Source organism: Streptomyces sp. NPDC054757, assembly GCF_053612185.1.
Window position 1 is genome coordinate 48,904 of the sequence record NZ_JBSHBW010000011.1, and the last position, 12,014, is coordinate 60,917.

At 70.3% G+C, this 12,014-nt stretch carries 12 protein-coding genes and 1 pseudogene; 5 read left to right on the forward strand and 8 right to left on the reverse strand.

Annotated features, from left to right (window positions below):
• Positions 1-88: 88 nt before the first annotated feature.
• A complete protein-coding gene (locus ACWGKJ_RS15710) occupies positions 89-877 on the reverse strand; it encodes an SDR family NAD(P)-dependent oxidoreductase (protein ID WP_385026879.1) in 789 nt (262 codons plus the stop codon).
• A 63-nt stretch (positions 878-940) separates the two neighbouring features.
• Here ACWGKJ_RS15710 and ACWGKJ_RS15715 point away from each other — a divergent pair, with 63 nt between their 5' ends.
• Together ACWGKJ_RS15715 and ACWGKJ_RS15720 are read left to right on the forward strand one after the other, a co-directional pair.
• Positions 941-1,333: a MerR family transcriptional regulator gene (locus tag ACWGKJ_RS15715; RefSeq protein ID WP_385026882.1), complete on the forward strand. Its 393-nt coding sequence runs from the start codon at positions 941-943 to the stop codon at positions 1,331-1,333.
• Positions 1,334-1,888: 555 nt separating this feature from the next.
• A pseudogene (locus ACWGKJ_RS15720) lies at positions 1,889-2,065 on the forward strand (transposase); the annotation flags it as partial.
• A 39-nt stretch (positions 2,066-2,104) separates the two neighbouring features.
• Here ACWGKJ_RS15720 and ACWGKJ_RS15725 read toward each other — a convergent pair.
• Both ACWGKJ_RS15725 and ACWGKJ_RS15730 read right to left on the reverse strand, forming a co-directional pair.
• The gene (locus ACWGKJ_RS15725) at positions 2,105-2,710 is read right to left on the reverse strand and encodes an ALF repeat-containing protein (RefSeq protein ID WP_385026885.1); all 606 of its coding nucleotides are present in this window, start codon (positions 2,708-2,710) and stop codon (positions 2,105-2,107) included.
• A 192-nt stretch (positions 2,711-2,902) separates the two neighbouring features.
• Positions 2,903-3,616, reverse strand: coding sequence for a hypothetical protein (locus tag ACWGKJ_RS15730; RefSeq protein ID WP_385026889.1), 714 nt, complete (start codon positions 3,614-3,616; stop codon positions 2,903-2,905).
• Between the two features lie 359 nt (positions 3,617-3,975).
• On the opposite strand from ACWGKJ_RS15730, the gene ACWGKJ_RS15735 reads away from it, so the two are divergent.
• Complete coding sequence (locus ACWGKJ_RS15735; protein WP_385026892.1) at positions 3,976-4,950, forward strand: ABC transporter ATP-binding protein; 975 nt, start codon at positions 3,976-3,978, stop codon at positions 4,948-4,950.
• Between the two features lie 107 nt (positions 4,951-5,057).
• Here the strand turns inward: ACWGKJ_RS15735 and ACWGKJ_RS15740 are convergent, their stop codons facing one another.
• Positions 5,058-6,275 carry an SGNH/GDSL hydrolase family protein gene (locus ACWGKJ_RS15740; RefSeq protein ID WP_385026895.1) on the reverse strand — a complete coding sequence of 406 codons (1,218 nt, stop codon included), beginning with the start codon at positions 6,273-6,275 and terminating at the stop codon, positions 5,058-5,060.
• 110 nt (positions 6,276-6,385) lie between these two features.
• Between ACWGKJ_RS15740 and ACWGKJ_RS15745 the strand changes: the two genes are divergently transcribed.
• Positions 6,386-7,726: a DUF445 domain-containing protein gene (locus ACWGKJ_RS15745; protein WP_385026898.1), complete on the forward strand. Its 1,341-nt coding sequence runs from the start codon at positions 6,386-6,388 to the stop codon at positions 7,724-7,726.
• Positions 7,727-7,998: 272 nt separating this feature from the next.
• Here the strand turns inward: ACWGKJ_RS15745 and ACWGKJ_RS15750 are convergent, their stop codons facing one another.
• The 3 genes from ACWGKJ_RS15750 to ACWGKJ_RS15760 form a co-directional block, all read right to left on the reverse strand.
• Positions 7,999-8,298, reverse strand: coding sequence for a hypothetical protein (locus tag ACWGKJ_RS15750; protein WP_385026901.1), 300 nt, complete (start codon positions 8,296-8,298; stop codon positions 7,999-8,001).
• Between the two features lie 256 nt (positions 8,299-8,554).
• Entirely contained in the window at positions 8,555-9,094 is a 540-nt protein-coding gene (locus ACWGKJ_RS15755) for a putative immunity protein (protein WP_385026904.1), read from the reverse strand.
• Between the two features lie 129 nt (positions 9,095-9,223).
• Positions 9,224-9,847 (reverse strand): GNAT family N-acetyltransferase, encoded by a 624-nt coding sequence (locus ACWGKJ_RS15760; RefSeq protein WP_385026907.1) that lies wholly within the window; start codon positions 9,845-9,847, stop codon positions 9,224-9,226.
• Between the two features lie 155 nt (positions 9,848-10,002).
• Here ACWGKJ_RS15760 and ACWGKJ_RS15765 point away from each other — a divergent pair, with 155 nt between their 5' ends.
• The gene (locus ACWGKJ_RS15765) at positions 10,003-11,280 is read left to right on the forward strand and encodes a lanthionine synthetase LanC family protein (RefSeq protein WP_385026910.1); all 1,278 of its coding nucleotides are present in this window, start codon (positions 10,003-10,005) and stop codon (positions 11,278-11,280) included.
• Between the two features lie 109 nt (positions 11,281-11,389).
• On the opposite strand, the gene ACWGKJ_RS15770 is transcribed toward ACWGKJ_RS15765, so the two are convergent.
• On the reverse strand, positions 11,390-11,920 hold the full coding sequence (locus tag ACWGKJ_RS15770; protein WP_385026913.1) for a nucleoside deaminase: 531 nt from the start codon (positions 11,918-11,920) through the stop codon (positions 11,390-11,392).
• Between the last annotated feature and the right edge of the window lie 94 nt (positions 11,921-12,014).

The window sequence follows — 12,014 nt, forward strand, 5'->3', positions numbered from 1 at the left end:
GAGCTTGGCTCGGAGTGCTGTTGGCCGGGGTGTCTGCCACCGTGCGCTTCCTGATGGGGCGCCATGGATTCGGGGCGGGCGCGGGGCTTCAGTTGCCGAGCGCCGCCTTGCGCAGGGATCGCTCCGCGATCCGGGCAGCCGCTGACGCGGGCAGCAGGCGCCCGAAGACGAAGGTCTGGAAAGTGTTGAGACGGCCGTCGATGACTGTCGGGCCCCGGCCGCGCAAGGCGGACATGACGGTGTCCGCGACGGAACCGGGCCCGCGCTTGCCCGGCATGCGCCGTGTGTTCATCGCAGTGTCGGTCGGACCGGGGCTGACCGCCACCACCCGTACCCCCGTCGCCCTCGTCTCGGCCCACACCGCCTGGGTGAAGGACAGCACGAACGCCTTCGAGGCCGCGTAGGCGGCCACATACGGAGCGGGCACGTACGCACCGGTGCTCGCGATGTTGACGATCGCCCCCGACCCCCGCGCGACCATGGCGGGAAGCAGGAGCGCCGTCAGCTCCGCCACCGCTCCGGCATTGAGGTCGACCAGGCCCCGCACGCGCGCGGGATCGATGTCGGCGACCGGCCCCATCAGGCTGACGCCGGCATTGTTGACCAGTACGTCGACCTCGGTTCCCGAGCCCGCCAGCCACTCGGCCAGCCGGGAAGGAGCGCCCTGGCGTGACAGGTCCAGCACGAGCGTCGACACCTGGCTCCCGTGCTCGGCGCGCAGCCGCTCGGCTGCTGCCTCCAGGCGTGCGCCGTCCCGTGCGACCAGGACCAAGTGCATGCCCTGCCCGGCCAGCCGCTCGGTGATCGCGGCCCCGATGCCTGTCGCGGCGCCGGTCACGACCGCAGTTCGCCGCCGCGTCTCTTCTTTTCTCTTCATGCGCAGAACGGTAAACTCTGACATTAACGTGAATGTCAAGCTTGGATCGGTGGAGGAGACGGAGTGCGCATCGGAGAACTCAGCAGGGCCACCGGGGCCAGCGCCCGTTCACTCCGGTACTACGAGGACCAAGGGCTGCTCTCCAGTGACCGCCGCCCCAACGGGTACCGGGAGTACGGTGAGGAAGCCGTACGCCAGGTCGCCTTCATCCAGGACCTTTACCGCGCGGGACTGCCCTCTCAGATCATCCGGGGCATCCTCCCCTGCACCGGAACGACACCGTCCGCAGGCGAGTGCACGCAACTCCTGGCCCGCGTCCGGCAGGTCCGCGACGAACTCGCCCGCCAAGAGCAGCAGATCGCTCAGCGCCGTGAGATGCTCGACCGGTACCTCTCGGGCACCGCGTCCCCCGCCGGCCTTGGCGGCCGACCCCGCTGCTCCGCCAGAGACAACTGAAACCTGGCGTAAGCAGTCGGTGCCATTCCAACCGGTTCAGGAGATCCGGCACTGGTGCGTCATCCCGGCGAACTGCGAGACGGCTGAGCGTCGGAGCCGGTGGCAACCGTCACGCTTCGCACGCTGCTGCTTGGCTATTGAGGTCTCAGCGGGAGTCGTTTCGACACGTCGACGGATGTCACTTGGTTGCTCTGACCACGAACCGCGACGAGACCGGATGTCACCACAAGTGGCAGCGCCGCCGGCGGAGCTGCAATCGCAGTGACTCCCTTTCAGTGACATTGATCTTGGGCGCGGCGCGTAGTGGACTCCCGCTTCCATCGCGGCACGACATCCGTAGAGACCTGCACAGCCACCGGTGGCAGGCAGCGCGCCGATCTGGTGACAATCACCGTGCTTCACCCGACCAAGAACGCAGGTCACCACGTGCTGCCGGTGACAACTACCGTGCCTCGGCTCAGGCATGATGCCATGCCATGGGTGTTGGTCTGTCGCAGCGGTTGGTTCCTGACGAACTCTGGTCGCCCGTCGCGCCGTTGCTGTCTTCGTTTGCTTCCCGTCAGCAGGGGCAAGAAGGGCAGCAAGCTCCACATTTTGTCCGACGCGCAGGGCCTGCCTCCGGCCCTCGGTGTCTCCGGCGCGAACGTCCACGACAGCCAGGCACTGCTGCCGCTGGTCCGGGGCATACCCGCCATTCCCCCCGCCGGATCAGGCCGGACCCCGCGAGCCCGACCCGACTCGACCCGACCCGATCCGGACGACAGGCTCCGGCTAGCCAGCCACCTCGTACTGCCCGGTCAGCCGGAAGTGGCGCAGGGCCTCCGGGGAGCCGTCGTCGAGGGCCTTGTTGGCGGCGGCGCGCAGCGAGTCGCTGATGTTCGGGTCCGCGAGCATCCGGGAGATGTAGACGGCGTCGTCCTCGGCCTGGGCGAGCCGGTACCCGGTCGTCCGGAAGGCGCGTGCCGCATCGGGGTCGCCTGCGTCGAGTGCGGTGTTGCAGCCCTTGATGACTGCCCTGTCGCCGTTCTTCGTCGCCGTGTCGAGGAGACGGACGATGGCGACCCGGTCGTCCTCGAACTGCGCCTGCCGGTACCCGGTTTCCAGGAACGCGCGCATGTCCGCCACGGTGCCGTTGAGAGCCTCATTGGCTTCTCGGACGACCGCCCTGCCGCTGTTCTCCGCCAGGATGTCGCCTATCGCGGCGCGCAGTTCGGCCTCCGTCATCTCGTCCACCGGGGTGCCGGACCCGGCGGCCGTGACCGCCGACGTGGCTGCGGACGGTGCCGCCGGAGCGGCGGCGAAGGCCGGGGCGGTGAGAAGGAGGGCGGGCGTCAGGGCGGTGGCGGCGACGAGGAGCGCGGCGCGGTTCGGTCTCATGTGTATGTGCCTCCGTGGGCGTGCTGGGGGTGGGTGCACCTTGTGCACCGGAACCGCCAACCCTATCCAGAGACATGCTGATCGAACAGGAATTCTGACGCGCACCGACGGCCCCCGGCCCACCGTGAAGTCTCATCCCGCTGCGGCTACTTGTGTGGCGCGAGCGGAGCGGATGCCACGCCGCCGGTGCGGTCAGCGGGCGCAGCGCCGGGGGAGCGTGACCGTACCGGGCTTGTGCTGGAACGTCTTCATCACCAGCCACTCGTCCAGCTTCGGGTCATAGAGGTTCTGGACGCCGAACTGCAGCACCTGCCAGAACGTACTCCGGTCCTTCTGGTCGACATAGATGTCGCCCAGTGCGAGGGGGAAGCGCAGGAACTTCCCCGGCGGCCGCTTCGGCAGGACGACCCCGACCCTCCAGTGGTTCACCTGCCGGTCCGGGTTCCCCTGGAGAATCTCCCGCCCGACGAACCGTGAGCCCCGGAACGCCTGGTTCAACTGGTCGAGGCCGAAGCCCGGGATCCGCGAGCACGAGTGGTCGGTCAGACCGGGCCATTTGTAGGTCAGCGTGTAGAGCGTGCCGTGGTGGATCAGGTTGGTGAACCAGATCGGGTACTGCGGGCCGCCCGCGACCATCTGGCTGTCGCCGTTCCGCCCCTCCCAGGTGAACGGGACCGTGATGCCCAGGTCCCGGACCACCCACTTGCCCTTCCCCCGGAAGTCCCGGGGGAGCTGAGGGGGACGGGGCGCAGGCGAAGCGGACCGTCCCGCCGCCACGGTCGCGGAGGTCCGCGCGGGCGGGGCGGGGGTGCCGGCCTGGGCCGGCGGCAGCACCGTCGTGACGATGGCGATCGCTCCGGCGACAGCCGCTGACGCGGTCGCCCGGCGCGTGAGTGTCCAGCCCATGGTGTCCCTCGACTGTCGTGTGAGGCGCCGTCGCGGCGCGGGGTCCGAGCGCGGAATGTCCACCGGTCGCCGCGCCCGCTACGGGAGCAGGAGCGCACCGATGGGGAAATGTCATATCAGGCGACAGGAGGATCGACGCTCAAGCGAGTCGCACGTCCCTGGACTTTCCCCCGGACTTCCCCCGGCCCTTCCCCTGTACAGCGGGGCAGCAGGAGCACGGCGTGCGGTGCCTGCCGTGTCACCTGTGCGATCCCGCCGAAAAGCCCCGTGCCCGCGACCGCGTCCCCGGGCATGATGGCTCTTCCGCCTCCACGCCACGCGGAGCCGGTACGGGAGCGCACGACGGGAGTTGAACCGCAGTGACCAGCACGGATGCCGGCTTCATCGAACTCGAAGCCCTGGAGAAGGTCTTCGACGTACACCGCAAGTCCGGGCTGCTCCGCCGGGAGAAGCACCAGGTCCGCGCCGTCGACGGCATCAGCTTCCGGGTCGCCCGGGGCGAGATGGTCGGATACATCGGGCCGAACGGCGCGGGCAAGTCCACCACCATCAAGATGCTCACGGGCATCCTCACCCCCAGCGCCGGGCACATCCGGGTCGCCGGCCTCGACCCCTCCCGCGAGCGGACGAAGCTCGCGCAGCGCATCGGGGTGGTCTTCGGCCAGCGCACCACGCTCTGGTGGGACCTGCCGCTGCGTGACTCGTACCGGCTGGCCCACCGGATGTACCGCATCCCCGACGCCCGGTTCCGCGAGAACCTGGACCGCTGTGTGGAACTGCTCGACCTCGCGGAGCTGCTGGACGTCCCCGTACGTCAGCTCTCGCTCGGCCAGCGGATGCGCGGCGACATCGCGGCGGCCCTGCTGCACGACCCGGAGGTCCTCTATCTGGACGAGCCGACGATCGGCCTCGACGTCGTCTCCAAGGCCAAGGTCCGCGGCTTCCTGCGGGACCTGAACGCCGAGCGCGGCACCACGGTCCTGCTCACCACGCACGACCTGACCGACATCGAGCAGCTCTGCAAGCGGGTGATGGTCATCGACCACGGCCGGCTGATGTACGACGGCGCGCTGGCGGGGCTGCACGAGGTGGGCGAGAGCGAGCGGACCCTGGTGGTGGACCTGGCGCGGGAAATGCCGCCGATCGACATCCCGGCGGCGCGCAACGTCCGGGTGGAGGGCCCGAGGCAGTGGCTCGCCTTTCCGGCGTCGGCCTCGGCGGCCCCGCTCGTCGCGGACCTCGCCGCCGCGTACCCACTGGTCGACCTCGCGGTACGGGAACCCGACATCGAGGCCGTCATCGCGAAGATGTACGCGGACCGCGACTTCCGGTAGACCCGCTGAGGGCGGTGCGGTGCGGTGCGGGGCCCCTCCGGCAGGCGCCGCGGCGACGCACCCCGGGTCGGCCTGGTCAGGCTCACACCGGGCCGCAACAGCCCCGGTCAGGCGCGGGCCGGGGCGGACTTGGCCAGGGAGTCCAGGTCCAGGGCCATCGCCATCACGCGGTAACCGGCGTCGCTCGGGTGCAGATGGTCGCCCGAGTCGTACTGGGGCCGGAGCCTGCCCGGGGCGTACGGGTCGCGCAGCGCCTTGTCGAAGTCGACCACCGAGTCGTAGACGCCGCCCGCCCTGATGGTCGCGTTGACCTGCTGGCGTACGGCCTCCAGCTGCGGGGTCACGCCGAGGTGACCGCCGAACGGCATCAGCGTCGAGCCGACCACGTGCAGCCCGCGGGCCCGTGCCTCCTGGGCCAGCTTGCGCAGGCCGTCCGTGATCTGCCGCGCGCTCACGTTGTGCGGCAGCCGCAGGATGTCGTTGATGCCGAGTTCGATGACGACCGACTTCACACCGGAGCGCCCGAGCACATCGCGGTCGAATCGGTCGAGCCCGCTCTGCCCCTTGCCGGGGAGCAGTACGCGGTTGCCGCTGATGCCCTCGTTCAGTACCCCGTAGTGGCCTTCGAGCCGGGCGGCGAGCACATCCGTCCACCGCTGGTTGGTGTCCGCGGTGGAGGTGATGCCGTCGGTGATGGAGTCGCCGAAGACCACGACCGAGCCGCGGGCCTCATGGGTGAGGACGTCCACGGCGGTCAGATAGCGCCAGTAGGGCGTCTCGACGGTGTGGCTGCCGAAGCTGGCGTACGAGACCTGCCGGGCGTGCGGGTGGTACGTGACTGGGCCGCTCGGCGACGGGGTGGTGAAGGAGACCGTCACATTGCCGTTGCTGGGGATCCGGATCCGGGCCGCGTCGCTGATGGTCTGTCCACCGGCCGGGATCGTGACGTAGTGGCGCCCGTCGAACGTCACGGCCTGGACGGAGCCGTCGGCCGACACGGACGCCTCTGTGACCTTCAGCGGCTGGGTGCCGAAGAGGTTGGAGAGGGTGATCCGGGTCAGCGATCCGCCGATGCTGGTGTGCACGACGTTACGGATGGTGCTCCCGGGGAGACCGTGCGGCGTACCCGGCTCGGGCCCGACGGGCGCCGCCGACCACGTACCCGTCCAGTTGCCGGAGGCGGGAACGCCCGACGAGACCCGCGACGGGGTCCCGGCGGAGACCGTCGTGGCCGGGGTTCTCACCATGGCGAAGATGCCAACGGAAACGAGCGTCACCACTGCCGCAAGCGTGGCGAGCAGGGCGTAACCACGGCGCCTGGTCATGGGCGGTCTTTCTCCTCGGGAACTCGACGCGCGTCCCAGGAGTAGCTCAGGCAGGGACAATACGTACGGGGGCGGTACAAGTGCAGGAACGGGCGGAGCAGGCGGAGCTGATGGAACGTACAGGCAGGGAGACAGGATCCGGGGCCGGACCTGGGACGGAGGACGTCACGGGCACCGCGCCGCTGGGCTCCGTTGCCTACAGCGCGGCCGACGAGGAGAAACGGCGCGGGGTCCGCCGGATGAAGACGACGGCCACCGGACTTCTCCTTCTGGTCGCTCTCATTTTCGTACTCGCCACTTGGGCCTCGCACACCGGGGGCGGGTCGTGGGCCGGGTACGTCGCGGCGGCCGCCGAGGCGGGCATGGTGGGCGCGCTGGCCGACTGGTTCGCCGTGACGGCACTGTTCCGCCGACCACTTGGCCTCCCCATCCCTCATACCGCGATCATCCCCAACAAGAAAGACCAGCTGGGTGAGTCACTTGGTTCCTTTGTTGGCGAAAATTTTCTGTCGGAATCTGTCGTACGGGCCAGACTGCGGGCCGTGGGCATCGGCGGGCGGCTCGGAAACTGGCTCGCGGAACCGGAACACGCCGACCGGGTGACGGCGGAGCTGTCGACCGCGCTGCGCGGTGCGCTGACCGTGCTGCGCGACTCGGACGTCCAGGCGGTGGTCGGTGAGGCGATCACGCGCCGGGCGGAGGCCGCCGAGGTCGCGCCCGGCATAGGGAAGATGCTGGAGAAGGTCGTCGCGGACGGCGGGCACCGGCGGGTCGTCGACCTGGTCTGCGTCCGGGCCCACGACTGGCTGACCGTGCACTCCGACTCGGTGATGGACGCCGTACAGGGCGGGGCGCCGGGGTGGACGCCGCGGTTCGTGGACAAGCGGATCGGCGACCGCGTCTACAAGGAGCTGCTGCGCTTCGTCACGGAGATGCGCGACATGCCCGAGCACCCGGCACGCGGCGCCCTCGACCGCTTCCTGGTGGACTTCGCGTCCGACCTCCAGTCGGACACCGACACCCGGGCCCGGGTGGAGCGCCTCAAATCGGACCTGGTGGGCCGCGCCGAGGTGCAGGACGTCATCGCGTCGGCCTGGTCCTCGGTCCGCACCATGGTCATCTCGGCCGCGGAGGACGAACAGAGCGAACTGCGCCTACGCGCCCGCGCCTCCCTGCTGTCCCTGGGCGCCCGCCTGGCGACCGACTCCCGCCTGCAGCGGAAGCTGGACGGGTGGCTGGAGGACGCGGCGGTGTACGTGGTGACGACGTACCGCAGCGAGATCACCTCGCTGATCTCGGACACGGTCGCCGGCTGGGACGGCGAACAGACCTCCCGCAAGATCGAGGCGCACATCGGCCGTGACCTGCAGTTCATCAGAATCAACGGCACAGTGGTCGGCGCGCTCGCGGGCCTGGCGATCTATACGGTGTCGCACGCGCTGGGGGGTTAGCGGATACCGGATACCAGATACCGGATGACTTGGGTGGACTCCGGATGCCGGACGACCGGGGTGGGTGCCGGGTGCTGGATGCCGGACGACCGGGGCGGATGCCGGATGCCAAATGCCGGATGCCGGGTGCGGGATGCCGAGGGGGCGGCTGGGGCCGACCGCCCGGGGCCGGGTCGCCACGCGGGGCGCCGAGTCTCCCCACGCCCGGCCTGTGCCTGTGGCTACGCCTGTGCCCGTGCCTCCGGCTACGCCTGTGCCGGGCCTGCGCCGGTCTACGCCCGGCGTGCGACCGCGGTCGAGGCCACGGCGACTGCCCCCGCCACGGAGAACACGGCCGGCCAGGCACCGATCTTCTTCGCGAGCGGATGGGACCCGCCGAACGCGGCAAGGTAGACACCGGTGAGCGCGGCGGCCCTGCCCGTACCGGCCTCCTGCTGCCACTGCCGGGCGGCGACCGCCCCGGCGGCGGCGAGCGCGACACCGCCCAGGGGACGCTTCCTGGTCCAGCGGGCCACGGCGAAACCGCCGACGAGACCGGAGGCTGCTACGGCTGCTGCGGGAATCTTTGCCATGAGAACGAGGCTAACCGCGCGCATCGGGAGGGCGGTGGCGGGGTGGCGTCGCAGAGCTATGCACACGCCTCCGCAACGGCCGCCTTATCCCAGTAGAACGGCCGGACCTCGCTCTGATACGGCCGTCCCGCACGGTGCCGGTCCGAAGGATCGGGAAGTCGATCCCCCGCCCGGTGGCGCGGGAGCGCGCACTGAGAGAGCGCAACCGGATGCGGTGGAGCACCACAAGCGGCTCAGGGCAGGAAGGCCTGTTCCATCAGAGGCGCAGGGCCGAGTCGAGTTGGTGGCGGAGCGCGTCCAGCCTGCTGCGGCCAGGGGGGAAGGCCGGCATCTGCCGTAGGAGCCCGCGAATGGCCTCCGGGGCGTGCCCGATCGCCCAACGAGCCTCCTCGTCACCGGGGTTGATGCCCGTGCCGATGTCGTGGTCGACCGCGAGTTCACGGGCGAGCGCCACATACATGGCAGGCGCGAGGGCGTGTTTCGCCTGGTGAGGGGTTGCCAACGGGTGGATGTAGGGGGCCGCCGCCGCATAACCCGCGGCGCGCGCGGCAGCTGTGGCTGCTGGAGCGCGGACCTCGCGTGCGGCTGCGAGCGCCGCATAGGCGAGAGGACGTAGTTGCCCTTTCCTCTGCTCCCCGCGCGCGAAGGCCCGTATGCCCTCGATCGCCTCGCGGGGGCGGATGTCGTGAGGAGCCTCCGCCTCGAACAACCGGAGCACCCGCTCCGCGCAGTCGGCGGCCCAGACTCCGAGGAGCCGGCGGTCCTGGTCACTGATGTTCACCTGGTTCACCGCCATATCGTGCCTCCGTATCGCGCTTCACGGGCCAACCGTCCAGGGCAGGTTCGCTGTCCACGGTTGTCTCTCCGTCCCCGGTCAGGCGACGGTGCACGGCACGCGTACGACAGCTCGGAGGCGTCGGCTGACCTACCGGGCCGCTTCCCGCGCCGGTGCGGCGATCGCGTGGTACGTACGCCCGCCCGCGACGTACTCACCGAGCGGACGCATACCGAACCCGTCGACATGTACTCGCCACGACGGCCGGTTGTCGGCCTCGATGAAGGCCACCACGGCATCCGCCCGTCCCCACGCCGACTCGACCGCCATGGTGAACAGCCCCTTGGCGACGCCCTGCCCCCGGAAAGCGGTGTCGACCACGACCGGCCCGTACAGCAGCCACCGTGACTCGCTCAAGGGCTGCCCCTGCCAACGCAGCGAGTCCTGGGCGTCGAGCAACGCACGGACCGGGGGCGGCGGCGCGGACACGCTCTCGGGAGCGGACAGCGCGAGCAGACCGGCCACTCGCCCCGGGGCACTGCTCCGGCTTTCGCTCTCCCCACTCGACGAGTCCGCCGCACCAGCGGTGGCCGCCGGGTCCGCCACGAAGAGGCTCCCGCTCCGGACCATCGCGAGCAGGGCGTCAGCGCCGAAGCTGCCCTGCACAAAGCCCTGCTCGGAGCGTTGGCGCTCGCTGAGAGCGTCTCGATGGTTGGCCGCGAAGAGCGCGGCCATGGAGGGTACATCGGCCTCGGTCGCATACCGGTACTGCATGCAGCCGATGGTGCCACGGCGGCAAGCGCGCCGCTGAACCGGCACCGCACGGGCCGCATGGCGGCGCGAACCCGGCACCGGGGCCCACTCCGTACCGAATAGCCGTCGCCCGAAGGAACCTTGGCGGCAGGGACGCACCGTGCGACGCTGACCCGGTGACGACAGAGACAGCACAACTCACGGACGTCGAGCCCCTGGCCAAGAAGGGTCTGGACTGGCTCCTCGCCACAGCCCGCGACACCGGAACCGGCCTGGCGTGGGCGGATACCGCGACGGACGAGGAGCTGGACCCCACCCTCTACAGCGGTACCGCGGGGATCATCCCGGCCCTGCTCGAAGGCCGGGCCCACTTCGGGGACGACCGGTACGGGGATGCCGCCGTGCGGGCCGCCCGTACGCTCGCGGAAACCGTCCAGGAGTGGGACGCCAGCTCCCTGTACATCGGTCTGACGGGCATGGCCGTCGCCCTGCGCGCGGTCCACGAGCTGCTGGGCGACACGGCTGCGGGCGCCGCAGCGGACGGCGCGATGGAACGCGTACGCGACCGGTTCGACGGGACGCGCTGGCACGACACCTGGTTCGACCTGCTCATCGGCAACGCCGGCATCGCCCTGGGCGCACTCGCCACCGGCGACACCGAGCTGGCCGTACGCGCGGTGGAGCCCTACCTCCGTACCGCGGAACGGACCCCGAACGGCGTGCAGTGGGAGTCGAAGACCGGCGCACCGGCCAGATTCCACCACCTCTCGCACGGCACGCTGGGCATCGCGTACGCACTGGCCGCCGTGGGACGAGCCGCCGCCCGCCCCGACCTGACCGAGCTGGCCGTGGCCGGCGCATCGGACGTGGCGGCCCGCAACGAGGCCGGCCCCACCGGATTCCTGGCCCCGCACTCCGACCCGCAGCACGTCCCGGACCGCACCGAGCGCTTCAGCTACGGCTGGTGCCACGGCCCGACCGGCGACGCCCGGACCTTCAGACTCCTGGGGGCCGCTCTCCAGGACCCGGCCTGGTCGGGACTCGCGACCCAGTGCTGGCACACGGTCACCCACTCGGGGATCCCGCAGCGGCTGCGCCCCGGCTTCTGGGACAACAACGGCTGCTGCTGCGGTACGGCAGGGGTACTGGCGCTGGCGTGCGACCGGCACGTCGAACACGGCGACGGACTGGACTTCGCGCATGTCCTCGTCGCAGACCTGGCTTCGAGGGCGACCGAGGACGCGCACGGGGCGCACTGGTCGAACACCGAACACCGGGCGACCCCGAGCACGCTCGCACCACGACCGGGCTGGGCCATGGGCAACGCCGGCATCGTCCGCGAACTGCTTCGCTACGCCCGGATCAGCACCGGACGGGACCAGACGTACGCCGTCAACTGGCCGGACCATCCGGCGGCTGAAGCAGCCCCGACGGGCGGGCCCGGACTGCCGTAGCGAAGAGCGGGCTGCCGGGCTGCCGGACTAGAACCTGCACGCGGCCCGGAAACCAGGCACAGGTCAGAACAGGCATAGGTCGGAACAGGCAAGGCCGGAACAGGCAAGGTCAGAACTTGGGCACGACCTCATCCGGCGACTGAGCTGCCCACTGGGCGAGGGTCACGGCCGCGTTCGCGTGCAGATCTCCGCCGACCGGAACCTCGTCCAAGAGGGCCCGGTCCTCGTTCGGCAGTGTCAACTCACGGTAGTACCGCAGGTCCTCGAACCCATTGACTGCGGCATCGCGACTGTTGGCCCCGTACACCAGACGCGGGATCCGGGCCCAGTAGCAGGCGACCAGACACATCGGACAGGGCTCACTGCTCGCATAGAGGACGGCATCCTCCATGAGATGGCGGCCGAGCGCCCTGCCCGCAGAGCGCAGCGCCATGACTTCGGCGTGCGCGGTCGGGTCATTGCACTCCACGATGGAGTTGGCCCCTTCGCCCACCACCTCACCGCCCACGACCACGACGGCCCCGAAGGGGCCTTTCCCCTCGTCGTCCAGCGAAAGCCGCGAGAGAGCGATGGCCCTCTCAAGAAACGCCTGGTCTTCTGGATTCTCCTGGGCGAAGGGCAACTGGATCGTCTCCTTCATCTCACATACGTACGGACCGAGGAGCCCATCGCTGTAGGTCCTCGGGGCCTACACCTTCCCGCACCGGGCCACCTATCACCCTCCCGCGGCCTGT